This is a genomic window from Nonomuraea candida (assembly GCF_000725485.1).
GTDB classification, from domain to species: domain Bacteria; phylum Actinomycetota; class Actinomycetes; order Streptosporangiales; family Streptosporangiaceae; genus Nonomuraea; species Nonomuraea candida.
In genome coordinates, this window is record NZ_KL647031.1 from 46,118 (window position 1) to 68,993 (window position 22,876).

Genomic DNA, 22,876 nt, shown 5'->3' on the forward strand with positions numbered 1-22,876 from the left:
GATCGGGGGTGAAAATTATCGGGCGGCTGCCAACGTCCGATCAAAATTTTCTCAACGGCCCCCGGGACCCGCGGGACAGGGGCCCGGGGCCCGGTCAGCGCCGCCTGATCGCCGGGCCGAGCAGCAGCATGCCGATCGCCGCCACCGCGCCGACCCCGCCGATCGTGAACCACAACGCGCCCGGCCCGATCTCCAGCAGCGGGCCGCCGAGCAGCGGCGCCAGCACGGCCGCCAGCGACCAGGCGAACCCGAACAGCCCCGAGTACCGCCCGCGCAGCTCCGGCGGCGCCAGCGCGGCCACGACCGCCCCGGGGATGCCCGCCGTGATGATCTCGCCCACCGTCCAGATCGCGATCGTCGCCGCCAGGCCGAGCGTGCTGGTGACGAACGCGGTCAGCGCGAACCCGGCCCCCATCACGGCGATCCCCAGCGCCAGCGTGCGCGCCGGGTCCCTGCGCCCCAGCCAGCCGGACACCAGCGGCTGCACCACGACGATCAGCACCCCGTTGAGCGCCATGGCCACCCCGAACTCCCTGGGCGACAGCTTCACGACGTCGGTCATCGCCACCGGCAGCATGGTCATCGTCTGCGAGTAGACCAGCGCGTGGCCCAGCATGACCAGCGTGAACCCGACCATGACCCGGTCGCGCAGCACCAGCCCGAAGCCGCCCGTCTCGTGCCGCTCGCGCGGCCGGGTCTCGGGCACCGCCCGCCACACCAGCACGGCGAAGACCACGCACGACACCGCGTCGATCCAGAACAGCCAGGTGAACCCCAGCTCGGCCAGCCACCCGCCGGCCGTCATGCCGACCGAGTAGCCCAGGTTGATCCCCCAGAACAGCAGCCCGTACGCCCGTGGCCGCTCCTCCGGCGAGACCAGGTCGGCGACCAGGGCGTTGGAGGCGGGCCGGTAGACGTCGATCACCAGGCCGAGGGCGAACATCGAGGCCAGGATCGCCGGCAGCGAGGTGCTGTAGCCCAGCGCCAGCATGAACACCGCCGTGGCCAGCATGCCGCCCGCCAGCGTGGCCCGGCGGCCGATCCGGTCGGTCAGCACGCCCGCCAGCAGCTGCGACAGCAGCGAGCCCGCGCCGAACACGCCCATCACCAGGCCCGCCGCCGCCACCGACAGCCCCCGGCTCTGGGTCAGGTAGACGCCGGTGAAGGGCATCACCATGGTGCCCAGGCGGTTCACCAGCGTGCCGCCCCACAGCGCCCAGAACGGGCGGGGCAGCCCGCCGATCTTCGACCTCAGGAAGGAGGGTTTCTCCACAGTTGCGCTCGACACGCGTCAAAGAGTGAGATTTCCCCCATTGGTGGCGCGAACGATTTAGCCCACACTAAAAGGATGTCCATCACCTGGGTGATGCGGCCGGAGGACGTGGCGCGCATCCGCTTCGCCTTCTCCCCGATGTGGGAGCTCGTGGCCAGCCTGCGCACCCTCCAGCAGCCCGCCAGGCAGTCCATCCACCTGCCCTGGATCAAGGCCGTGCGGCCCCGCCTGGCCGGGCTCGACCTGACCGAGCTGTTCGCGCTCGTGCCGCCGGGCGGATACCTCGCCGACTTCATCACCCCGCCGCCCGACACGCCCATGCCCGACTTCGCCGCCGAGCTCGACCGGGTCAGGCGCACCGCCCCCGAGCGGGCCCGCGAGGAGGCCGCCAACGTGCGCGGCACCGACCGGGCCGTGATCGAGCGGTTCATGGCCGACCCGGAGGCGGGCGTGGCCAGGGTGGCGGACGCGCTGGAGGCGTACTGGGAGGCGTGCTTCGCCGAGTTCTGGCCCCGGGTGTACGCCCTGCTGGAGCGCGACGTGCTGCGCCGGTCGCGGCAGCTCGCCCAGGGCGGGGCCAGCGAGCTGTTCGCCGGGCTCGGCCCGTCGGTGGTGTGGACGGGGGAGCGGCTGCTCATCGACCGGCCCTGGTGCGCGACCGGGGGGCTGCACGGTGACGGGCTCGTGCTCCTGCCCAGCGCGTTCTACTGGCCGGCCGTGGCGGTGATGACGGCGCCGTACCAGTCGATGCTCGTCTACCCCGTGCACGGCGTCGGCACGCTGTGGGAGCAGGGACCGCCGCCCGCGCCCGGCGCGCTGGCCGCGCTGATCGGCAGGAGCCGCGCGCGCATCCTGCTCGCGCTCGCCGAGCCCGCCACCACCTCGGCGCTGGCCGCCCGCATGTCGCTCACGCCGGGCGCGGTCAGCCAGCACCTCGGCGTGCTCAGCGGCGGCGGGCTGGCCGTGGGGATGCGGATCGGCAAACAGGTCGTCTACCGCCGCACCCTCGCCGGCGACATGCTCGCCGGCGGCCGCGACGTCTGACCCGCCACCCGCCGGAGCCGGTGAAGGCGTCCGGCGGCCGGGCCGCCGCTACGCGTAGCGCTTGGACTCCAGCAGCCAGTCCAGGTGGGCGCGCGGCGCCGCCAGGTACGCGCACGCGACCTTGCTGACGTCTCTGGCCGTCTTCGGCTCCAGGTCGTCCAGCGGCAGCCGCCTGGCGGCCTTGCGCATGTCCTGGCAGCGCCCGGCGATCCGGTCGAGCACCCAGGCCGTCGCCTCCCGGTCGCCCAGCCCGAGCTGCCGCATCGCCAGCACCACGAAGTTGTGCGCGTCGCCGCGCTCCTTCGGCCGCGAGGCCACGTCGTTGCACCACGCCGTCACGTCGCTGCAGGAGCTCACGAGCTGCTGCCACGGGTCGGACTCGTGCACCCAGGCCGGCACCTCCACCCGCAGGCACGGCTCCACCAGGTCGTACAGGTAGGGGCCCACCGTGCCCCTGCGCAGCGCCGGGTACTCCTCCAGCGTCGGCATCCGCCCGGCCGCGCGGTTCTCGGCCTCGGTGCGGCAGGCGTCGTACTGGCGTTGCAGCCCCACCGCGAACCTGGCCCGCCACCGGTCGCTCATCCGCACGCTCGTCACCCGCCACAGGTCGGCGAAGGCCGCCTCCAGCGGATGGCGCGAGGCGCCCTTGAGCATGCCGTGGAAGATCTCCAGCGGGCCCGACCGCTCGTCCAGCTCGTCGTCCAGGTGGAACAGCCACGTCAGCCACTGCGCGAACAGCGCCGCCGCCGCCGCGTCGAACTCGGCGAACGCCCGGCCCGCCATCCGGTGGTAACCGACGCCGGGATCGGCGCGCAGGCCGGTCCGCCTGGCCCAGTCGATGACCGCGGCCTCGATGGCGTACACGGCCGGGTGCATCCGGCACGGCTGCGCCATCGCCGGCACCCGCTCGGTGAGGGGCAGCAGCGCCAGCGCGGCCGAGCCGCCCCTGCGCGGCAGCGGCAGCAGGGACGTCAGCGCCGAGCGCAGGGCGGTGCGCACCGTGCCGAACACCGTGGCGGGGCCCGGGCTCGCCGGGCTCTTGGCCGTGCTCCCGGCCGGGCTCTTGGCCGTGCTCTTCACGGGACTGTTCGCGGAACTGTTCGCGGAACTCTTCACTGGGCTTTCCACGGGGCTCTCCATCTGGCTCTTCACCGGAGCCTTCACAGGGGCCCGAAAAGCCAGTTGCCCGCGGCGTTGGGGTCTTCGCCGCGGTAGTAGTCGGCCGCGGCCACGACCAGCTCGTCCACGGTGAGCGCGCCCCTGCCCGACCGGTCCAGCCGGTCGAACGCCTCGTCCACGTCGTCGTAGGCCACCCCGAACGCGCACAGCATCGTCCGGAACTCGCCCGGCCCGATCTCCCCGTCGCCGTCCCCGTCGCACAGCTCCGCCACCGCCATCGTGGCCGGCCTGAAGACCGGGTCGTAGTGCTCGCCCGTGACGAACGCCGCCCTCATGCCCCGCAGGAAGTCCGGGCGCGTGATGCCGGAGTCGCCGTCTCGGTCGAGCGCCTGCGACAGGGTGGACCAGATGCGGTCGAAGCCGTCCACGAGGCTCGCCCCGGTGACCGAGGTGGGGGACTCGCCGAAGCCCACCAGGATGCGCGCGCCCAGCCCGAGCAGGTCCTCACGCTCGACGACGCCGTTGCCGCTCGCGTCGATGTGGTCGAACGCCCGATCGAGCTTGTGATTGAGCAGGTCGATAGCCACCAATGCCTCCCCCGAGACTGACTGCGTGATCACAGTAAGTCGGGGCGGGCCCTTTGTCAGCGAGGCTCGCACCGGCTTGTCAGCGAGGCTCGCACCGGCACCCCCCGTAACGTGTGCGAAACACGGACACGGCATGCTGGTGCGTAACCCTGTACCGTGCGTCAACGAGGGTTCGTCTACCAACGAGGGGATGCTGTGGACCGCCAGCAGGAGTTCGTGCTCCGCACGCTCGAGGAACGCGACATCCGGTTCATCCGGCTGTGGTTCACTGACGTGCTCGGCTTCCTCAAGTCCGTGGCCATCGCGCCGGCCGAGCTGGAGGGGGCCTTCGCCGAGGGCATCGGGTTCGACGGCTCCGCCATCGAGGGCTTCGCCCGCGTCTACGAGTCCGACATGCTGGCCAAGCCCGACCCCGCCACGTTCCAGATCCTGCCCTGGCGCAGCGAGACGCCGGGCGCGGCGCGCATCTTCTGCGACATCCTCATGCCCGACGGCTCGCCCTCCCACGCCGACCCGCGCTGGGTGCTCAAGCGCACGCTCGCCAAGTGCGCCGACATGGGCTTCACCTTCTACACCCACCCCGAGATCGAGTTCTTCCTGCTGAAGAACCGGCCCGAGCCCGGCCAGCGGCCCGAGCCGATCGACTCCGGCGGCTACTTCGACCACACGCCCCACAGCTCGGGCCACGACTTCCGGCGCCAGGCGATCATGATGCTCGAGTCGATGGGCATCTCGGTCGAGTTCAGCCACCACGAGGGCGCCCCCGGCCAGCAGGAGATCGACCTGCGCTACGCCGACGCGCTCACCACGGCCGACAACATCATGACCTTCCGCCTGGTCATGAAGGAGGTCGCGCTGGAGCAGGGCATCTGGGCCTCGTTCATGCCCAAGCCGTTCACCGAGCACCCCGGCTCCGGCATGCACACGCACATGTCGCTGTTCGAGGGCGACAGGAACGCCTTCTACGAGGCCGGCACCGACTACCGGCTGTCCAAGATCGGGCGCTCGTTCATCGCGGGGCTGCTCAGGCACGCCGCCGAGATCACCGCCATCACCAACCAGTGGGTCAACTCCTACAAGCGGCTGTGGGGCGGCGCCGAGGCCATCGCCGGGCAGGGCGGCGAGGCCCCCTCCTACGTGTGCTGGGGCCACAACAACCGCTCGGCCCTGGTCCGGGTGCCGATGTACAAACCGCACAAGGGCGGCTCCACGCGCATCGAGTTCCGCTCGCTCGACTCCGCCTGCAACCCCTACCTGGCCTTCGCGCTGATCCTGGCCGCCGGGCTCAAGGGCATCGAGGAGAGCTACGAGCTGCCCGCCGCCGCCGAGGACAACGTCTGGACCCTGACCAGCGCCGAGCGGCGCGCCCTGGGCATCCAGCCGCTGCCCGGCTCGCTCAACGACGCGATCGAGGTCATGGAGCGCAGCGAGCTGGTGGCCGAGACGCTGGGCGAGCACGTCTTCGACTTCTTCCTGCGCAACAAGCGCAGCGAGTGGCGCGAATACCGGCGCCACGTCACCGAGTTCGAGCTGGGCCGTTACCTGCCCGTCCTCTGACCCGCTCGTCCTCTGACCCGCCCGTCCTCTGACGTGCCCGTCCTCTGACCCGGCCGTCCTCTGACGTGCCGGGCGCGGGCCCCGCCGCCGGGTGCGGCGCGGCCCGCGGCCCTCGCCTCAGCCCTGGAACTCCCGCACCTCGATCGGGAGCAGGGCCACCGCCCTGGCCATCCTGCGGGCCCACTCCAGCGCGGCCTCCATGTCGGCCGCCCGGATGATGGTGAAACCGCCGATGTGCTCCTTGCCCTCGGTGTACGGCCCGTCGGTGGCCAGCACCTCACCGTCGCGCAGCCGCACCACGGCCGCCCGCTCGGCCGGCCGCAGCGCGCCCGAGAAGACCCACGCCCCCGCGGCCTTCATCTCCTCCTCCAGGGCGTTCAGGTCCCGCATGACCGGGCCGAGGACCTCGGGCCCGGGCGGGTCGCCGTCGGGCTGGTACATGGTCAGCACGTACTGCTTCATAGCCGTTCCTTCCGTTCGTGCTCTCACCCTCGAAACGAACGGCGGCGGCCCGGATCGACACCCCGGGCGGAATCGAACACGATTTCTTCGAGCAGCCCCGCCTCCGCGCGGTCCACGATGCGCGCCCCGGTCGCCGGCGCCGGATCGCCGCCCTTGACGCGCGTCAGCAGGCTCTCCCACCTGCGCCGGTGGCGCGCGAACGTCCGGGGCGCCACCACCCGGCCCCGGTCGCGCTGCCCCGCCAGCGCCGCCTCGGCCGGCGCGTCGAGCAGGAGCAGGTGGAAGTCCGCGCCGTGCCTGCGCGCCAGCCAGGCGAAGCCCCGCAGCACGTACGGGCCGCAGCCCCGGTTGTGCGCGACCACCGAGTGGCCCTGGTGCAGCGCCCGCCCGATGCGGCTCACATGGGTGGCGAACACCACGGCCCGGCGCACCGGATAGGGCGCCCAGGTGAGCCGGCCGTCCCAGTGCCGCCGGGACTGCGACGAGTCGATCACCACGGCGGTCCCGGCCGTGACCGGCACGCTCTCGGCGCCGTCGAGGCCGTACAGGCGCCGCAGCAGCGTCGTCTTGCCCGCGCCGGGCAGTCCGGTCAGGATGACCAGAGACCCGGACGGATACCGCAACCGCGCCCCCTCCACAGCCAACACCCCCGCGAGCTCGCCCGTCATTCCCTGCCTGCGCCAGCATAGGCCGCGTGGTACCAGCCTCTACGAGGTTGTGCGAAAGCGCGCACATCGGCACGGCCGGAAGGGGGTGGATGCGGGCGCGGGGCGGCGGGCGTGGCAGGGGTGCGGGCGTGGTGGTGGTGCGCGGGCGTGGCGGTGGTACGGGCATGGCGGTGGTGCGGGCGGGAATCGGCGGATTGGTCGCGGGAGGCGGGAAACACCGTTAAGGTACTGCCCAACGCCTTGATCGGCCTCACTCCCGGAGCACTTCCGAGTGAGGCCGATTTTCGTTGCTTCTGCCCCCCGAGCCACGTCCGCGTGATGTGAGAGACGTAACGTTTCCGTGCCCGGGTGGGGGAAGTTTTCGGCTCATTCGGGGCGTTATGGAGTGATACCGAGCAGCCACCGGACCCCCAGCATCCTAGGTAAACCGGGAGTCCAGTAAAATCGGCCTGCTCTTTATGATATTTCCGGACTGATCGCCCTGTGCGGCGATATAGGGAGGGTGTGGCATGACGACGGCTGCCCTGCAGACCGTGTTGACCGTTCCCGAGCGCTTCCGCGGTCCCGTTGACGTCGCCAACGGCGGCTGGATCGCGGGCACCATGGCAGAGGCGCTGAACGGCGGTCGATCAGCCGTCGAGGTCACGCTGCACGCCCCGACCCCGCTGGCGACCGAGCTGCGCCTCGAACACGTCGCCAACTCGGTCTCCCTCTCCCACGGCGACAAGCCGCTGGTCGAGGCCATCCCGGTGGCCGAGGAGCTCGACGGCCCCGGGTTCGTGCCGTTCAACGACGCGGCCCGCGCCGAGGCCGGGTTCGCCGGGCTGAAGGCGCACCCGTTCGCCGAGTGCTTCGCCTGCGGCCTGCGCGAGCCCGGTGACGGCCTGCGCATCTTCCCCGGCCCGGTGGAGGGCACGGAGCTGGTGGCGGCCGGCTGGCGGGTGCCGTTCACGGTGAGCGGCGAGGACGGCGTGCCGGCCTCGATCGTGGGCGCCGTGCTCGACTGCATCACCGGCTGGGCGCACTTCGGCCCGGGGGAGAGCGCGCTGCTCGGCCGCCTGGTCCTGCAGATCAACCGCCCGGTGCTGCCCGGCGGCCGCTACTCGGTGGTGGCCCGCCCGACCGGCCGCGACGGCCGCAAGATGTACGGCCAGAGCGGCATCTACGAGGTCGACGGCACCCTGGTCGCCGCCGCCCGCGCCACGTGGATCGCTCCACGCTGAGACCCGCGTGACAAGGCCCCCGAGCTCCTGATCGAGCCGGGGGCCTTCGCCTTCCCGGGCCCGGCCGGAGATCTGCGTCTGACGGGTGACCGGAGACGTGCGCCTGGCGGGTGACCGGAGGCGTTCGTCCGGCGCCCTCCGGCCCGGCCGGAAGCCTTCGCCGGTCAGTCCGGGGAGGTGAGGCGGTCCACCACGGTGGCCACGCAGCGCTCGTCGAACAGGATCGTGTAGTGGTTGCAGTCCGGCACCACCTCGTCGCGCAGCCCCGGCAGCCGCTCCTTCCAGGGCCGGGTCAGCTCGTCGGGCAGCAGCCCGGTCTCCTGGTCGAGCAGGCCGCGCGGGGCCCGCAGCAGGCGCAGCGGCGCGGTGATCGCGGTCAGCGCGCGGGTGAGGGGCTCGTGCTCCAGGTGCAGCCACCGCCCGTCCTCCAGCACCGCCGCGCCCATGGCCCGCGACCGCAGCGCGCCCTCGGGCCCGGTCAGGTCGTAGCGCACGTACGCCTCCACGTCGGCGTTCCAGCGGCCCGCGAAGGCGGGGTGCGCCTTGAAGAAGTCCACGTACGCCTCCGCCGAGGGGTACGTCTGCCGCAGCCGTGCCAGCGCGGGGCCGAGCAGGGCCTCCAGCGCCGCGTCCGGGTCCGCGCCCTCGGGGATCGGCGCCAGCGGCAGCCCGCCGTCCACCAGCACGACCCGGGCGAAGTCGCGGCGCGCCGCCGCCAGCACCGCCACGTACGCGCCCATCGAATGCCCCGTCAGCACCGCCTCCCCGTCCGCGCCGACGTGGCCGGCCACGCGCAGCACGTCCTCGGCATGCCTCGGCAGCCCGTACGGGCCCGGCAGGCCGGCGCTGTGCCCGCGCCCGCGCAGGTCCATCGCGACCAGCGACCAGCCGTCCGGCAGCCGCCGCCCCACCGCGCCCCACGCCATCAGGGAGGCCGTGATCCCGTGCACGGCGATGATCTTGCGGGGCCCGGTCCCGAACGTGGCGATCCGCTGACCGCCGACCTCATCGAATTCGACCTTCATGGCGGGAGCATAGGGACAAACAACCTTTATGTCCTTATGCCGGATACTTGACCATATGCGGATCACCGTCATCGAACACGAGGCCGAGGCCGGTCTCGGCTATCTCGCCGGGTGGCTGGGGCTGGCCTGCGAGGTCGTGCGACCGTACCTGGGGGAGGAGATCCCCCGGCGGGCGGCGGACGGGCTCATCGTGCTCGGCGGCGCGGCGGCCGCCTGGGAGGACGAGCGCAGCCCCTGGCAGCCCGCCACCCGCGACCTGCTGCGCAGGGCCGTCGACGAGGCCACGCCCACGCTGGCGATCTGCCTGGGCGCGCAACTGCTGACCATGGCGTGCGGCGGCACGGTCGAGCGCGGCGCGAACGGCCTGGAAGTGGGCGCCCGCGCGGTGGTCGCGCTGCCCGCCGCCGCCTCCGACCCGCTGCTGTCCGGCGTCGGCACGTCCGTGGCCGTGCAGTACCACCAGGACGCCATGACGCGCCTGCCCGACGGGGCGGTGCCGCTGATGACCGGCGCCCAGTACCCGAACCAGGCCTACCGCCTGGGGGAGGCCGCCTGGGCGGTCCAGTTCCACCCGGAGGCCACGCCCGAGATCTTCGCCTCGTGGACCTCGGGCTCGGACCTGGACGCGGCCGAGGACCTGAACGCCGAGGTCAAGGCCGCCGAACCCACTCTCATGGCCACCTGGCGCCCGCTGGCCCGGGCCTTCGCCACCGTGATCCGCGCCACCACCCCCTGACCCGCGCGCGCCCTGACCCGCGCCCTGACCCTGCGCGCCCTGACCCCGCGCGCCCTGACCCCGCACGCCTGGCCGGGGTCTCTACGGGTGTTCGTGCGGGGTGACGGCCGCCCGGCGCCGGCGGCGGTGGGTGACGAGGGCGTGGGCCAGTGCGTGCACGCCCGCCAGGACCAGCGGGAACGCCGCCACGCCCGCTCCCGCCGGCCGGATCGGCACGCCGGCGTCGCGCAGCCGCCGCCACGCCCATACCGCGTACGGGATCACGACCACCGGCGCGGTCACCACCCCCGGCGTGTACCCCCGGACCAGCGCCGCCTGGGCCAGATGCACCATCCCGTGCACCCCGAACCCGGCCAGCGCCGCCTGGAACACCCCGCTGCGCCCGCCCGTACGGGCCCCCAGCGCCGCCGCGCCCGCCACGACGCCGCCCACCAGCCCGATGGCCGTGTTCACGTGCGCCTGCGACACCTCCACCCGCTCCCACGGCACCCCCGGGAAGCGCTCCTCCAGCCAGGGCCGCGCCTCCCGCGTCCACCGCGCCATGGTGGCCAGCTCCTCGGCGTCGTGCACCGCCCACGCGGCCAGCAATCCCCACGCCACCCCGGACGGAACCCGCCCCGCCACTTCTCCTGAAACCCGTGCCGCCACCCGCTTCGCCACTCCCTCCGGAACCGTGAGACCAAAACGCAACGCAACGTTGCGTTTTAGGTTACGGCGAAATGCGGGAGAGCTGTCAAGATGGAGGGGTGCCCAGGATCGAATCCACCGCGGCGAGACTCGCCAAGCTCGGCTTCGCCGACGGCGCCAGGGCCGCGCAGCTCGTCCGCCAGTCGGGCCCCGACGTGGAGGACGTCCTGGAGTCGCTGGTGGACGTGGCCGACCCGGACCTGGCGCTGACCTCGCTGACCCGCCTGATCGAGCGCGAGCCGGCCGTGCTCGCCACCATCCGCCACGACGAACGGCTCAGAGGCAGGCTCCTGGCCGTGCTCGGCGTCAGCGCCGCGCTCGGCGAGCACCTCATCCGCCACCCCTCCCACGTGGCGCTGCTGGCCGAGCCACGCCTGGGCGAGCCCAGGGCCGAGCTGCTGCGCGCCGTCGGCGCCGACCCGGAGGAGCGTGAGCCGCGCGCCTCCGGCGGCAACGACGCGCTGGTGGCCCTGCGAGTGGCGTACCGGGGCAGGCTGGCCCATCTGGCCGCGCGTGACCTCACCGGCCTGGCCACGCTGCAGGAGGTCACCGCCGAGCTGTCCGACCTGGCCGGCGCCGCGCTGGAGGCGGCGCTGGCCGTGGCGCGCTCGGAGGTCGAGGCCGACGAGGTGCGCCTGGCCGTCGTCGGCATGGGCAAGTGCGGGGCCAGGGAGCTCAACTACATCAGCGACGTCGATGTGATCTTCGTGGCCGAGCCGCGCGAGGGCGCCGACGAGGCCAAGGCGCTGCGCGCGGCCACCCGGCTGGCGCAGGCCATGATGCGGGCCTGCACCACGACCACCTCCGAGGGCTCGTTGTGGGAGGTGGACGCCGGGCTGCGGCCCGAGGGCCGGGCGGGCCCGCTGGTGCGCACGCTGGCCAGCCACCTCGCCTACTACCGCCGCTGGGCCAAGACCTGGGAGTTCCAGGCGCTGCTCAAGGCCAGGCCCGTGGCGGGCGACCTGGAGCTGGGCGAGGCCTACGTCGAGGCCGTCAACGAGATGGTGTGGTCGGCCGCCACCCGCGAGCACTTCGTCGAGGACGTCCAGGCCATGCGCCGCCGGGTCGAGGCCCACGTGCGCGCCGAGGGCGAGCGGCAGCTCAAGCTGGGGCCGGGCGGGCTGCGCGACATCGAGTTCGCGGTGCAGCTGCTGCAGCTCGTGCACGGCCGGCTCGACCCGCTGCTGCGCCGCAGGGCCACGCTGCCGGCGCTGGCCGCGCTGTCGCGGGGCGGATACGTCGGGCGTGACGACTCACGCGGGCTGGCGGAGGCCTACGCGTTCCTGCGCCAGGTCGAGCACCTGCTGCAGCTGCACCGGCTGCGGCGCACCCACGTCGTGCCCACCGACGAGGCCGACCTGCGCAGGCTGGGCCGGGCGCTGGGCATGCAGGCCGACCCGGTGGGGGAGTTCACGACCCGGTGGCGGCGGCACGCCATGGAGGCGCGGCGGTTGCACGAGAAGCTGTTCTACCGGCCGCTGCTGCAGGCCGTGGCCCGGCTGCCGGAGTCTGAGGCGCGCCTGTCCACGACGGCCGCCGCGGACCGGCTGGAGGCCCTCGGCTACGCCGACCCGCGGGGCGCGCTGCACCACATCGCCAACCTGTCCACCGGGGTGTCCAGGCGGGCCGCCATCCAGCGCACGCTGCTGCCCGTCATGCTCGGCTGGTTCGCCGACACGCCCGACCCCGACGCGGCGCTGCTCGGGTTCCGCCAGGTCAGCGACAAGCTGGGCAGCACGCCGTGGTATCTGCGGCTGCTGCGCGACGAGACCGCCGTGGCCGCCAGGATGGCGCGCGTGCTCGGCACCAGCCGCTACGCCACCGGCCTGCTCATGCACGCCCCCGACGCCGTGGCCATGCTGGGCTCCGACGCCGAGCTGGCCGTACGCCCGGTGGAGTCGCTGCTCGGCGAGGCGTCGGCCGCGGTGTCGCGGCACGCCGGCGACCCGGAGACCGCCGTCACGGCGGTGCGGGCGCTGCGGCGCAAGGAGCTGTTCCGCACGGCCGTGGCCGACATCTCCGGCCTCATCGACATCGAGACCGTCGGGGCCGCGCTGTCCCGGCTCAACGACGTGACCCTCCAGGCGGCGCTCGACGCGGCCCTGGCCAAGGCCCCCGAGGTCACCTCCTTCGCGATCATCGCGATGGGCCGGCTCGGCGGCATGGAGTGCTCCTACGCCAGCGACGCCGACGTCATGTTCGTGCACTCGCCGCTGCCGGGCGTCGAGGAGCGCGAGGCCACCGACGCCGCCTTCGCCGTCGCCAACGAGCTGCGCCGGCTGCTGTCGCTGCCCGCCCCCGACCCGCCCCTGCTCATCGACCCCGACCTGCGCCCCGAGGGCCGGCAGGGGCCGCTGGTGCGCACGCTGGCCTCCTACCGCGCCTACTACGCGCGCTGGTCGTCCCCCTGGGAGGCGCAGGCGCTGCTGCGGGCCCGCTTCTCGGCCGGGCACGCCGGGCTGGGGGCGGCGTTCACCGCCATGATCGACGAGCTGCGCTATCCGCAGGGCGGGCTGCCCGACGACGCGGTCAGGGAGATCCGCCGGCTCAAGGCCCGCATGGAGGCCGAGCGCCTGCCGCGCGGCGCCGACCCCGCCCTGCACACCAAGCTCGGCCCCGGCGGGCTGTCCGATGTGGAGTGGGTGGCCCAGCTCCTGCAGCTGCGCCACGCGGGCGCGCGGCCGTCCCTGCGCACCACCCGCACCCTGGAGGCGCTGCGCGCGGCCGTGGCCGAGGAGCTGCTGTCCCCGGCCGACGAGGCGGCGCTGGCCGAGGCGTGGCGCTTCGCCTCGCGCATCCGAGACGCGATCATGCTGGTGAAGGGGCGCCCCGGCGACAGCGTGCCGGCCGACTCGGGCGAGCGCGGGCTGATCGCCCAGACGCTCGGCTACCCGCCCGACGGCTCGGAGGACTTCCTCGACGACTACCGCCGGGTGACGCGCAGGGCCCGCAAGGTGATGGACCGGGTCTTCTACGGCGCCTGACGGTGCCCGCCGTCATTGCGCCGCCACGGCCCGTGGGTGTATCAAAGCGCGGTGTTATCCATATACGTGGATCTGGCCCTCGGCCTGGTCGTGGCGTTCCTGCTGCTGTCGCTGCTGGTGAGCGGGCTCAACGAGGCGTTCGTACGCGTGCTGTCCATCCGCAGCAAGTTCCTGTGGGCCTACCTCAGGGACACTCTGGACGGCGCCGACAAGGAGTCGGGGGCCTGGCTGCCCGCCAGGGTGCTCGACGTGTTCCGGGTGCTGCCGTTCGTGCGCGACCCCCGCCCCGCGCACCGCGACGAGCCCGCGCCCGCCCGGCTCGGCGAGATGCCCGAGGCCAGGACCGGCGACTCCATGATGAACCTGCTCTACGAGCGGGTACGCGAGATCGACCACGCCAAGAGGGGCAGGACGAGCATCGCCGACATCCCGCCGGAACGGTTCGCGGTGGCCGTGATGGAGCTGGCCGCGATGGAGAACGGCGACATCGGGGAGTTCCTGAAGAAACTGCGCAAGATCGACAGCCCGCTGTACGGCCACCTCCAGGGTGTCTGGGACAGCGCGCAGGGCGACCTCGACCGGTTCAGGAAGGGCGTGGAGAGCTGGTTCGACGGGGAGATGCAGCGGCTGTCCATGCTCTACCGGCGCTACGTCAAGTGGGTCGTGGCCGTGCTGGGCCTCGTGGTGACGCTGCTGTTCTCGATGGACGGGTTCGAGTACGCCAAGACGCTGCTGCGGGACAACGCCTACCGGGCCTCGGTGACGGCGGTGGCCGAGGCGGGGCCGGACGCGTACAGGGAGCTCAGGCAGCAGTGCACGGGCGGCGACCCGGTGCCGTGCGTGACCGAGCTGCTCAGCGAGCCCGCCCTGGTCAAGATGATGGGGCAGGCCTTGGTCAGCGTGTCGATCCCGGCGGAGGGCGAGCCGGGCGTGCACGCCAACCTCGCCGCGTGGTGGGAGCGGGTCAGCACGCCGAGCCACTGGCCGGGGTTCCTGCTGACGTACGTGGCGCTGCTGTTCGGGGCGCCGTTCTGGTGGGACGTGTTCCGCCGCATCACCGGCATCAAGTCCCGGCGCTGAGCCCGCGCCAGGGTCGGGGCCGGTCTGGGCAGGGAGCCGGCCGAGGACTTCGCCCATCCGCGCATCCCGGCGGACAGCCCGGCGTCCGCCCACGTCCTCTACCGGCTCAGGCGCCCGTAACCGGGGGCTTGCGGGGCTCGTCAGGCGCTCATCGCGTACAGCACGTCCCGCAGGGCGGGCTCCCTGCCGCGCAGCCACACCAGCCGCAACGCCAGCACCGGCGCGGGCGGGGGCGGGTCGAGGGGGACCAGGGCGCCGGAGGCCAGGTCGGCGTCCACCGCGAAGTCCGGCAGCAGCGTCCGGCCGAGCCCCTGCCTGGCCCACTCCCTGGCGGTCGCGATGCTGGTCAGCTCCCGGCGCGGCGTCCGTGCCGGGAACATGCGCTCCACCGCCATCCGGATCGAGCACTCCGGCGGCGACACCAGCAGCGTGCCCGCGTCGCCGCCCGGCGCGGCCACCAGGCGCAGCGCCACCTCGCCCACGTCGATGAAGTCGAGCCCCGGCGGCGGCGCGAAGCCGAGCGTGCCGATCCGCATCCCGGCGTCGAGCAGCAGCGCCGCGTCCAGCCCGCCGCCCGCCACCCCGGCCAGCAGCTCCTTCCTGTTCAGCGTGCGCACGTCCACGTCGAGGTCGGGGCGGCGCTCGGCCAGCCGCCGCACCACGCCCGGCAGCCGGGTCGCGGCCAGCGTCTCCAGCGCGCCGATCGTGACCCGGCGGCGCTGCCCCGTGACGGCCCTGCGCACGTCCTCCGCGTGGTCCAGCAGCCCGTGCGCGCGCTCCAGCAGCGCCCGCCCCGCCTCGGTCGGCCGCATGCCCTGCGGGGTCCGCTCGAACAGCGTGACACCGAGACCGCCCTCCAGCCGCCGCACCTGCTCCGAGACCGACGCCGGGGCCAGCCCCAGCTCGCCGGCGGCCCCCACCACCGTCCCGGCCCGCGCGACCGCGACGAACACCCGTATGTGACGCAACTCCACGCCCACCAGCATACGGTTTTCCCGAACGCCCCTCACGGGCCGGGCGGTTGAGCGGGGAGGGTGCGTTTACGCAGGCTGGACCGCATGAACAAGCTGGCCGGGCTCTCCCTCGCCTATTTCCTCGTCCTCCTGGACACGACCGTGCTCACCATCGCCCTGCCGGACCTGCGGGCCTCGCTCGGCGGCTCCGTCGCGGGCCAGCAGTGGGCCGTCAACGCCTACACCGTCGCCTTCGCCGCCGCCCTGCTGACCGGGGGAGCGGTCGCCGACCGGTACGGCGCCGCCCGGGTCTTCAAGATCGGCGTGGCGTCGTTCGGCGTGCTGTCGCTGCTGAGCGCCGCGTCCCCGCACCTCGGGGCACTGGTCGCGCTGCGCGCCCTGCTGGGCGTGGCGGGCGCGCTGTGCCTCGGAGGCTCGCTCGGCCTGATCGCCGAGCTCTACCCGGCCGCCGCCGGCCGGGCCCGCGCCATGGGCGTGTGGGCCGCCATCACCGGCACCGCCCTCGCCGCGGGCCCGCTGCTCGGCGGCCTCCTGGTGGACCTGTACGGCTGGCGCGCCGTCTTCCTCGTCAACCCGCCCATCGCCCTCATCAGCCTGCTGGCCGTGCGCGGCCTCCGCTCCCCGCGCGGGGCCCGCCGCATCGACTGGTACGCCCAGGGCCTGATGTGCGCGTTCCTGGGCCTGCTCGCCGAGGCGCTGACGGACTCGTCCACGCTGTCCGGCGCCCTGTCCCTGATCGCCCTCACCGCCATGATCATCACCGCCCGCCGCACCACCACCCCGACCACCGGCCAGGTGACCGCCCCGGCCATACCCCGGGGGCTCCTCGCCGCGACCTGGCCCGAGCTGCTCGCCGGCGCCGTCGCGAACTTCGCCTTCTCCGGCGCCCTGTTCGTCCTGACCCTCCTGCTCCAGGACACCCGTCACCTCACCCCGATGGCGACCGGCCTGGCCTTCCTCCCGCTCACCCTCCCCATGGTGGTCAACCCCGTGCTGACCGGCCGCGTCGTCGCCCGCCACGACGCCCGCCCGCCGATCGTGGCCGGCCTGGCGCTCCTCGCCGCGGGCCTGACGGGGGCCGCGCTCGCCGGCGGCCTGCCGGTGTGGCTGTTCGTGATGGGCTGCGGCCTGTCGTTCTGCCTGCCCGCCCTGATGGCGGGCATGATCGCCGGCGCGCCCACCGGCACGGCCGGCACGGCGGGAGGCGTGCTGAACGCCGCCCGCCAGGTCGGCGCCACCCTGGGCGTGGCCGTGCTCGGCGGCCTGGCCGGCCGCGACGCCCTGCTGGCCGCCGCCGTCCTCACCGCTGCCGCCTGCCTGGCCTACGGGGCTGTAGGCTTCCTGCGCAAGCATCCGGCGGCCGATCGCGGAGTGAGTTGACCATGCGTTTCCAGCATTCCGGCACCATCTGGCGAGACTTCCCCGAGCTGGTCCCCGGAGCCCTCTACGCCGAGGGCATCACCCCGGACGCCGCCCCCGACGCCGCCGTCGCGGCCTACGGCGAGCGGGCCGCCGCCAGGCTCGCCACCGCCTCGGAGGGCGAGCTGCCCGAGATCCAGGCATGGCGGCGGGCCTTCACCCGGATGGGCCTGAAGCCGACACAGTACCGATGCGCCTCGGAGGCCCTGCTGCGCCGCTTCAGGAAGGACGGCTCGCTGCCGCGGCTGCACCCGCTGATCGACCTGTGCAACGCGGTGTCCATCGCGTACGCCATCCCGATCGCCGTGTTCGACGTGTCCCGGATCGCCTCCTACGTGGAGGTCCGGCACGCCACGGGCGAGGAGACGTACCTGACCTTCTCCGGCGAGACGGAGCGCCCGCCCGCCGGGGAGGTCGTCTTCGCCGACGCCGAGGGCCGCGCGCACGCCCGCCGCTGGACCAACCGCCAGAGCGGCCTGTCGGCGGTGCGCGAGACGACGGAGCGCGTCCTGATCGTCGCGGAGGCCCTGCACGAGACGGCGGCCGGGGACGTCGAGTCCCTGCTGGCCACGCTCACCGGCGAGCTCAACGCCCTGTGGCCGGTCACCCCGAAGTCCGCGCTCCTGACCGCCGCCGCCCCCCGCTTCGAGTTCACCGGCGACTGACCGTTCCCGGGGGCGCCCCCGTCAGATCAGCTCGCTCTTGTAGAAGATGCTGGCCAGGCGCGCTCCCGGCGACCCCGACGCCAGCCCCAGGCACAACCGCGGCGCCCCCGCGACGATCTGGACGCCCATGCCCTCCGGCTCCCGATAGTCCAGCGACTTGCCCGCCACGCTGCGCGCCCGCTGCACCTGCTCGCCGGTCCGCAGGTCCAGGCAGGTGAGGTACGTGTTCCCCGGCTCGGGGTTCGCCTCGCCGTAGGCGTTGCCGGTCAGGAGGTAGACGAAGTTGCCGTAGGCCGCGTACCCCTGGAAGGTGCCCAGGCCGCCGGGCTGGGCGATGTCGTGCACCTTCCTGGGCGCGCCCGCCTTGACCGACGACAGCGTGAACACCGCGAACCTGAACGAGCCGCCGCCCCAGTAGCGCATGACCAGCCGGTTGGCCGACGGGTCGATCGTGCACGTCGTGTTGGTCGCGCCCGGCACCGGCGCGTACTTGGTCAGTGCCGACGACGACGTGGTCAGCGTCCGGCCGTCGACGAACGCGAAGCGGCACAGCCTGCTGCCCCGCGAGCTGCCCTCCTCGTTCGGGACGCCGTCCGTCTCCGTCCACAGGTAGGCGGAGGAGCCCGACGGCTCGACGCCGATTTGTACGCCGTGGCCGAACCCCATGAGGTACATGTGGCCGAGGACCGCGCCCGACAGGCTCAGCCTGGTCAGGCACAGGTGCCCGGCGGCGTCCGAGCCGGCGCCGTTCTTGAGCTGCACGGTGTAGATGTGGCCGTGCGCGTTGTCGATGGCGAACGACTGCAGGACCGTCTCGTCGTACAGGGCCTTCTTCCAGATCAGCGACGTGGCGGGGGCGGTGAGCTGGAAGCGGCCCTCCGCCGCGGCCGCGGGGGCGGCGGTGGCCCCCGCCCCGAGGGCTCCGAGGGTGCCGAAGGCGCCCAGCTTGAGCAGCCCTCTGCGGGTGACCGGGAGCGGAGAGGTCATGGCGCGTCCTGTTCGGCTAGGGGTCGGAGGTGATCACACACCCTAGTGGCCGCGGCCGTGAACGGGTATCGCGGCGCTCCTGGACGATATCCATATGTCACCGTGAGTCGTCTGTTGCTTACGTTGAGCAAGGGAGCGTTGAGGGCAGTGATCCAGTACAGAAACCTCTGCCGACATCGGGAGAACCCCATGCACACCAGACAGCGCAGGTTCGCCGCAATCGCGGGCGCCCTTCTGTCCGCCGTCGTCATCGGAGCCACCGCGTCCGCGCCTGCGGCGGCGGATTCTCCGCCCATCCTCAAGGACCTTGGTGCCGGTGATCCTCCCCGCGTGCGGATCGAGACATCGATGCAGCACATCAATGTCCTGAAGCGCTCCTAGGCACCGCTCGCCCGGGCGAACTGTCGGCTTGCCCCGGCGCACCGGATTGCTGCCGCAGAGGCGCAAACGGCCCGGCATCGTGATTCGACGCCGGGCCCCGGGTGGCGGGGTTCACGGGAGGTCCTTGACGACGATCGTGGTGCCGTCCTTGTGGCACGAGCTGTGCTCGCCGGTTTCCTTGATCCCGGCGGAGCTGTTGCTCGCGCACTCCCAGCCCTCGACGGTGGCGAAGCGGCCGCTGCCCTCCGTGCGGGTCTGTGGCGCGTAGTAGGCGTGGATGATGCGCACCGCCTCGGAGCAGTCGATCCGGCCCTGCTGCACCGCGATCGCCGCCTGCGAGGTCTTCGAGCCTTCCGTGTAGTCGAGCTTTCCGCACACGGTCGCCGATGTGGCGCCGGAGCCGCAGGCCACGCCGGATGACACCATCACCGCCACGGCTGACCCGACCGCGAGAACGCCGCGCATGAGTCTGTTCACGGACCATCAGTTCCCGGACATCCCACCCACGTTCCCCCTCTTGGAGTGAAACCGATCACACCCGAAAGCCGCCGCACACCGGACGACGAGGGCCGCCCTCGGCCCGATCTCGAAGAAAGAGTCTCCACGTGCACGAACGGCTCGGCATCGTGAGGTGATGCCGAGCCGTTCTGTTCCGGTCCTGTTCGGCCAGAGGGCGAGAACGGACGGGAACCAGCGAGCATGGACGAGCAGATTTCCCCAGCTCAGCGGCCGGCTCAAGGAAGGCCGCCGCGGCCGGAAGGCCCCGCCGTCACACGTCGTAGTAGAGCTCGAACTCGTGCGGGTGCGGGCGCAGCCGGATCGGGTCGACTTCGTTCTCCCGCTTGTACGAGATCCACGTCTCGATCAGGTCGGGCGTGAAGACGCCGCCTTCGAGCAGGTAGTCGTGGTCGGCCTCCAGCGCGTTGAGCACGTCGGTGAGCGAGCCCGGCACCTGCGGGATGTTGCGGGCCTCCTCCGGCGGCAGCTCGTAGAGGTCCTTGTCCACCGGCTCCGGCGGCTCGATCTTGTTGCGGATGCCGTCGATGCCGGCCATCAGCATCGCCGAGAACGCGAAGTAGGGGTTGCACGACGGGTCGGGCACGCGGAACTCGATGCGCTTGGCCTTCGGGTTGGAGCCCGTGATCGGGATGCGCACGCAGGCCGAGCGGTTGCGCTGGGAGTAGACCAGGTTGACCGGGGCCTCGTAGCCGGGCACCAGGCGGTGGTAGGAGTTGACCGTCGGGTTGGTGAAGGCCAGCAGCGAGGGCGCGTGCTTGAGCAGGCCGCCGATGTAGTAGCGGGCGGTGTCGGACAGGCCCGCGTAGCCGACCTCGTCGTAGAAGAGCGGCGAGCCGTCCTTCCACAGCGACTGGTGGCAGTGCATGCCGGAGCCGTTGTCGCCGAAGATCGGCTTGGGCATGAACGTGACCGTGTGGCCGTATTCGAGGGCCGTGCTCTTGATGACGTACTTGTAGAGCATCAGGTTGTCGGCCGTCTTGAGCAGGGTGCCGAACTTGAAGTCGATCTCCGCCTGCCCGGCCGTGCCGACCTCGTGGTGCTGCATCTCGACGTCGATGCCGACCTCGATGAGGTTGCGCACCATCTCCGAGCGCAGGTCGGTGAAGTGGTCCATCGGCGGGACGGGGAAGTAGCCGCCCTTGTAGCGCGGCTTGTAGCCCAGGTTGCCGCCCTCGGTCGCCTTGCCGGTGTTCCAGGCGCCCTCGATGGAGTCGATGTAGTAGTAGCCGGCGTTCTGCTTCGTCTCGAACCGCACGTCGTCGAAGATGTAGAACTCGGCCTCGGGCCCGAAGTAGACCGTGTCGGCGATGCCCGTGCCCTTGAGGTATTCCTCCGCCTTGCGCGCCACGTTGCGCGGGTCGCGGCTGTAGGCCTCGCCCGTCAGCGGGTCGTGCACGAAGAAGTTCAGGTTGAGCGTCTTGTGCTGGCGGAACGGATCCAGCACGGCGCTGGAGGGATCGGGCAGCAGCAGCATGTCGGACTCGTGGATCTGCTGGAAGCCGCGGATCGACGAGCCGTCGAACATGAGCCCGTCGGTGAAGACGCTCGCGCTGAAGTTCTCTACCGGGAAGGTGAAGTGGTGCGTCGTCCCCGGCAGGTCGGTGAACCTGACATCGACGAACTGCACCCCTTCGTCACTGATGTACTTCAGGACGTCGTCGGCGGAGTTGAACACTCTCGAACCTCCCTGGGGACTGGCCATCATGGCGACGCTAGGGCTTGGCCGTTTCCGTATGGTGTCTCGATTGTTTCGCACGTGTTACGCAAGGTGACGGTGCCACGAGGGTGTGTCGGGCGGTGCTCACGTGCCCTTGGAGGTGCCGCATTTGCCGCTGAGGTCGGGCCTGTCCAGGTCGTACGGGTCCACGACAGGGCCGTCCCGGCGCTCCCTGTCGGGGACCGAGTCGCGGTAGGCGGGATGGATGTAGCCGTCGTTCACGTCACACCGGGCCGGCGTCGCGCTGCGGTTCCACCGGGTGATCCAGACGACCAGCTCTCCCCCCGCGCGGTACACCTGCACCTTGCCCCGCCGATGGGTCACCAGCCGCGTCACCGTGTCCGGCTGCCCGGGCCGCTGGATGGCGTGCACGACGATGTAGCGGACGTCCAGCTCCGCCCCCCTGAGCCCGTTCCGCCGGAACGACGACAGCTTCGTCCTGCCGCGCACCTTCGTCACGTCGGTGACCGGCTCGGCCGTCTTGGGGGCGAAGCTCGTCACCCACGGGCGGGTGTTGCCGGAGCCCTTGTCGCCGAGCCGGTCGAGGAACTGGGCGCGCTCGCGGGGGTGCAGCAGCTTGATGAACGGCGTCGGCCTGCCGCCCAGCAGCGTCTTGCGGTCGAGGTGGGCCGCGGCCAGCAGCTCGCGCGTGCGCTCCAGGCCCTTGGCCACGTCCCGCTTCGACAGCCCGCCGATCGCCCTGGCCTCGGGCATGACGAAGCCGGCCGCGCCCTCGGCCCAGTGCTCGGCCTTGGAGCCCGCGAACGGCCGCTCCGGCGTCGGCCGGGCCGGAGCGGTCTCCTCCTCCGCCGCGTCCCCGCCCTCCCCGGCGTGGGCATCCTGGACCGGCATCGTCTCCTCCGGCACCGCCCCGGAGGGGGTCAGCAGGCTGGGGCGGACCGTGAGGACGAGGCCCGCCGCCGCGACCACCGCCGTGATGCCGCCGATCAGCGCGAGCCGGCTGCGCCCGCCGCCGCGCCGGGGCGCGGGAGGCTCCCACGCGGTGCGCACGGCCTCCCGGCGCGGCTCGGGGCGCTCCTTGGCGCCCTTCTTGGCCGCGGCCCGCATCCTGCGTCGCTCCTCGTCGTCTATCTGCGCGACCAGGTCGTTGAACCGCTGGTCGAGGTCGTCCCCGTGTGGCATGGCGTCCATGATGACCGGTTCGTGACGCGGTTGGGTCACAATCGGGACCGGCACCGGGGCCGCCTAACCTGGAGGGTATGAGCAGCAAGGAACCTCGGTGGACGCAGACATGGCTGGGCGGGGTGCGATCCGCCGGGGTCGATCTCGGTTACCCGGGGGAGCGCCTCGGGCTGCCCGAGGAGGGCAAGGGGTCGATCAGCGGCTGGGGGCGCCGGATCGGCGCGCTCGTCATCGACTGGATGATCTGCACGTGGGTGGTCGTGCAGATGCTGCTGCGCACCGACCCGGCCGAGGCCCCGTGGGCGCCGGTGCTGGTCTTCGCGCTGCAGTACCTGCTGCTGGTCGCCTGGCTGGGCCAGACGTTCGGGCACCGGCTGATGGGCATCAGGGTCGCCGCGATGGACGGCGGTGACCCGCGCCTGCTGCCCGTCCTGGTGCGTACGGTGCTGCTGGCCCTGGTCGTGCCCGCGGCGATCTGGGACCGCGACCACCGGGGCGTTCACGACCGGGTCTCCAACACGATGGTCGTCCGCATGTAGCGTCGCCGCAGGTAGCGCCGGCGACGCTACATGCGGCGACGACGGAACCGTACCGGGTTCACATGTGCACCCGGTGCGGTTCAGGCT

General features: G+C 72.6%; 22 protein-coding genes. 10 read left to right on the forward strand and 12 right to left on the reverse strand.

The features are described 5' to 3' along the window. Positions 1-94: 94 nt before the first annotated feature. On the reverse strand, positions 95-1,288 hold the full coding sequence (locus IO39_RS44120; RefSeq protein ID WP_043638239.1) for an MDR family MFS transporter: 1,194 nt from the start codon (positions 1,286-1,288) through the stop codon (positions 95-97). Positions 1,289-1,348: 60 nt separating this feature from the next. Between IO39_RS44120 and IO39_RS44125 the strand changes: the two genes are divergently transcribed. Next, on the forward strand, positions 1,349-2,317 hold the full coding sequence (locus tag IO39_RS44125) for a DUF5937 family protein (RefSeq protein ID WP_052424164.1): 969 nt from the start codon (positions 1,349-1,351) through the stop codon (positions 2,315-2,317). Between the two features lie 48 nt (positions 2,318-2,365). Here IO39_RS44125 and IO39_RS44130 read toward each other — a convergent pair whose 3' ends face one another. Next, a complete protein-coding gene (locus IO39_RS44130; protein WP_043638240.1) occupies positions 2,366-3,397 on the reverse strand; it encodes a terpene synthase family protein in 1,032 nt (343 codons plus the stop codon). A gap of 80 nt (positions 3,398-3,477) precedes the next feature. Next, the gene (locus IO39_RS44135; protein WP_043638241.1) at positions 3,478-4,023 is read right to left on the reverse strand and encodes an EF-hand domain-containing protein; all 546 of its coding nucleotides are present in this window, start codon (positions 4,021-4,023) and stop codon (positions 3,478-3,480) included. A 195-nt stretch (positions 4,024-4,218) separates the two neighbouring features. Here IO39_RS44135 and IO39_RS44140 point away from each other — a divergent pair, with 195 nt between their 5' ends. After that, positions 4,219-5,580 (forward strand): glutamine synthetase family protein, encoded by a 1,362-nt coding sequence (locus IO39_RS44140; protein ID WP_043638242.1) that lies wholly within the window; start codon positions 4,219-4,221, stop codon positions 5,578-5,580. A 117-nt stretch (positions 5,581-5,697) separates the two neighbouring features. On the opposite strand, the gene IO39_RS44145 is transcribed toward IO39_RS44140, so the two are convergent. Continuing rightward, complete coding sequence (locus IO39_RS44145) at positions 5,698-6,042, reverse strand: YciI family protein (RefSeq protein WP_043638243.1); 345 nt, start codon at positions 6,040-6,042, stop codon at positions 5,698-5,700. A 23-nt stretch (positions 6,043-6,065) separates the two neighbouring features. Further along, positions 6,066-6,665 carry an AAA family ATPase gene (locus IO39_RS44150; protein ID WP_245642613.1) on the reverse strand — a complete coding sequence of 200 codons (600 nt, stop codon included), beginning with the start codon at positions 6,663-6,665 and terminating at the stop codon, positions 6,066-6,068. A 554-nt stretch (positions 6,666-7,219) separates the two neighbouring features. Here IO39_RS44150 and IO39_RS44155 point away from each other — a divergent pair. Further along, positions 7,220-7,933, forward strand: coding sequence for a hotdog fold domain-containing protein (locus IO39_RS44155; protein ID WP_043638248.1), 714 nt, complete (start codon positions 7,220-7,222; stop codon positions 7,931-7,933). A 164-nt stretch (positions 7,934-8,097) separates the two neighbouring features. Here the strand turns inward: IO39_RS44155 and IO39_RS44160 are convergent, their stop codons facing one another. After that, positions 8,098-8,958 (reverse strand): alpha/beta fold hydrolase, encoded by an 861-nt coding sequence (locus tag IO39_RS44160; protein ID WP_043638249.1) that lies wholly within the window; start codon positions 8,956-8,958, stop codon positions 8,098-8,100. Between the two features lie 55 nt (positions 8,959-9,013). On the opposite strand from IO39_RS44160, the gene IO39_RS44165 reads away from it, so the two are divergent. After that, a complete protein-coding gene (locus IO39_RS44165; protein WP_043638251.1) occupies positions 9,014-9,694 on the forward strand; it encodes a type 1 glutamine amidotransferase in 681 nt (226 codons plus the stop codon). Between the two features lie 81 nt (positions 9,695-9,775). Here the strand turns inward: IO39_RS44165 and IO39_RS44170 are convergent, their stop codons facing one another. Beyond that, the gene (locus IO39_RS44170; RefSeq protein ID WP_063765470.1) at positions 9,776-10,318 is read right to left on the reverse strand and encodes an HXXEE domain-containing protein; all 543 of its coding nucleotides are present in this window, start codon (positions 10,316-10,318) and stop codon (positions 9,776-9,778) included. Positions 10,319-10,440: 122 nt separating this feature from the next. Between IO39_RS44170 and IO39_RS44175 the strand changes: the two genes are divergently transcribed. Next, positions 10,441-13,365 (forward strand): bifunctional [glutamine synthetase] adenylyltransferase/[glutamine synthetase]-adenylyl-L-tyrosine phosphorylase, encoded by a 2,925-nt coding sequence (locus IO39_RS44175; RefSeq protein ID WP_245642614.1) that lies wholly within the window; start codon positions 10,441-10,443, stop codon positions 13,363-13,365. A 66-nt stretch (positions 13,366-13,431) separates the two neighbouring features. Continuing rightward, positions 13,432-14,445, forward strand: coding sequence for a hypothetical protein (locus IO39_RS44180; protein WP_245642615.1), 1,014 nt, complete (start codon positions 13,432-13,434; stop codon positions 14,443-14,445). Between the two features lie 140 nt (positions 14,446-14,585). On the opposite strand, the gene IO39_RS44185 is transcribed toward IO39_RS44180, so the two are convergent. Continuing rightward, positions 14,586-15,419, reverse strand: a complete 834-nt coding sequence (locus tag IO39_RS44185; protein WP_043639584.1) for a LysR family transcriptional regulator — start codon at positions 15,417-15,419, stop codon at positions 14,586-14,588. Between the two features lie 84 nt (positions 15,420-15,503). Between IO39_RS44185 and IO39_RS44190 the strand changes: the two genes are divergently transcribed. After that, positions 15,504-16,799, forward strand: a complete 1,296-nt coding sequence (locus tag IO39_RS44190; RefSeq protein ID WP_043638257.1) for an MFS transporter — start codon at positions 15,504-15,506, stop codon at positions 16,797-16,799. 2 nt (positions 16,800-16,801) lie between these two features. Beyond that, a complete protein-coding gene (locus IO39_RS44195; RefSeq protein WP_043638258.1) occupies positions 16,802-17,503 on the forward strand; it encodes a B3/B4 domain-containing protein in 702 nt (233 codons plus the stop codon). 21 nt (positions 17,504-17,524) lie between these two features. On the opposite strand, the gene IO39_RS44200 is transcribed toward IO39_RS44195, so the two are convergent. Then, complete coding sequence (locus IO39_RS44200; RefSeq protein WP_043638259.1) at positions 17,525-18,490, reverse strand: phage baseplate protein; 966 nt, start codon at positions 18,488-18,490, stop codon at positions 17,525-17,527. A 189-nt stretch (positions 18,491-18,679) separates the two neighbouring features. On the opposite strand from IO39_RS44200, the gene IO39_RS44205 reads away from it, so the two are divergent. Further along, complete coding sequence (locus tag IO39_RS44205) at positions 18,680-18,871, forward strand: hypothetical protein (protein WP_043638262.1); 192 nt, start codon at positions 18,680-18,682, stop codon at positions 18,869-18,871. Positions 18,872-18,982: 111 nt separating this feature from the next. Here IO39_RS44205 and IO39_RS44210 read toward each other — a convergent pair whose 3' ends face one another. The 3 genes from IO39_RS44210 to IO39_RS44220 all read right to left on the reverse strand — a co-directional run bounded on the left by IO39_RS44210 (position 18,983) and on the right by IO39_RS44220 (position 22,250). Next, positions 18,983-19,336, reverse strand: a complete 354-nt coding sequence (locus tag IO39_RS44210; protein WP_043638265.1) for a hypothetical protein — start codon at positions 19,334-19,336, stop codon at positions 18,983-18,985. Positions 19,337-19,640: 304 nt separating this feature from the next. Then, entirely contained in the window at positions 19,641-21,065 is a 1,425-nt protein-coding gene (glnA, locus tag IO39_RS44215; protein WP_043638267.1) for a type I glutamate--ammonia ligase, read from the reverse strand. Between the two features lie 126 nt (positions 21,066-21,191). Then, positions 21,192-22,250, reverse strand: coding sequence for a hypothetical protein (locus IO39_RS44220; RefSeq protein WP_157549847.1), 1,059 nt, complete (start codon positions 22,248-22,250; stop codon positions 21,192-21,194). A gap of 77 nt (positions 22,251-22,327) precedes the next feature. Here IO39_RS44220 and IO39_RS44225 point away from each other — a divergent pair, with 77 nt between their 5' ends. Then, a complete protein-coding gene (locus IO39_RS44225; RefSeq protein WP_043638271.1) occupies positions 22,328-22,789 on the forward strand; it encodes an RDD family protein in 462 nt (153 codons plus the stop codon). Positions 22,790-22,876: the final 87 nt, after the last annotated feature.

Excerpts from the sequence above, each read along its gene's own strand:
- IO39_RS44125 (WP_052424164.1), top strand. The coding sequence starts at position 1,349 with ATGTCCATCACCTGGGTGATGCGGCCGGAGGACGTGGCGCGCATCCGC.
- IO39_RS44145 (WP_043638243.1), bottom strand. The coding sequence starts at position 6,042 with ATGAAGCAGTACGTGCTGACCATGTACCAGCCCGACGGCGACCCGCCC.
- IO39_RS44155 (WP_043638248.1), top strand. The coding sequence starts at position 7,220 with ATGACGACGGCTGCCCTGCAGACCGTGTTGACCGTTCCCGAGCGCTTC.
- IO39_RS44160 (WP_043638249.1), bottom strand. The coding sequence starts at position 8,958 with ATGAAGGTCGAATTCGATGAGGTCGGCGGTCAGCGGATCGCCACGTTC.
- IO39_RS44165 (WP_043638251.1), top strand. The coding sequence starts at position 9,014 with ATGCGGATCACCGTCATCGAACACGAGGCCGAGGCCGGTCTCGGCTAT.
- IO39_RS44190 (WP_043638257.1), top strand. The coding sequence starts at position 15,504 with ATGAACAAGCTGGCCGGGCTCTCCCTCGCCTATTTCCTCGTCCTCCTG.
- IO39_RS44195 (WP_043638258.1), top strand. The coding sequence starts at position 16,802 with ATGCGTTTCCAGCATTCCGGCACCATCTGGCGAGACTTCCCCGAGCTG.
- IO39_RS44200 (WP_043638259.1), bottom strand. The coding sequence starts at position 18,490 with ATGACCTCTCCGCTCCCGGTCACCCGCAGAGGGCTGCTCAAGCTGGGC.
- IO39_RS44205 (WP_043638262.1), top strand. The coding sequence starts at position 18,680 with ATGCACACCAGACAGCGCAGGTTCGCCGCAATCGCGGGCGCCCTTCTG.
- IO39_RS44210 (WP_043638265.1), bottom strand. The coding sequence starts at position 19,336 with ATGCGCGGCGTTCTCGCGGTCGGGTCAGCCGTGGCGGTGATGGTGTCA.
- IO39_RS44220 (WP_157549847.1), bottom strand. The coding sequence starts at position 22,250 with ATGCCACACGGGGACGACCTCGACCAGCGGTTCAACGACCTGGTCGCG.
- IO39_RS44225 (WP_043638271.1), top strand. The coding sequence starts at position 22,328 with ATGAGCAGCAAGGAACCTCGGTGGACGCAGACATGGCTGGGCGGGGTG.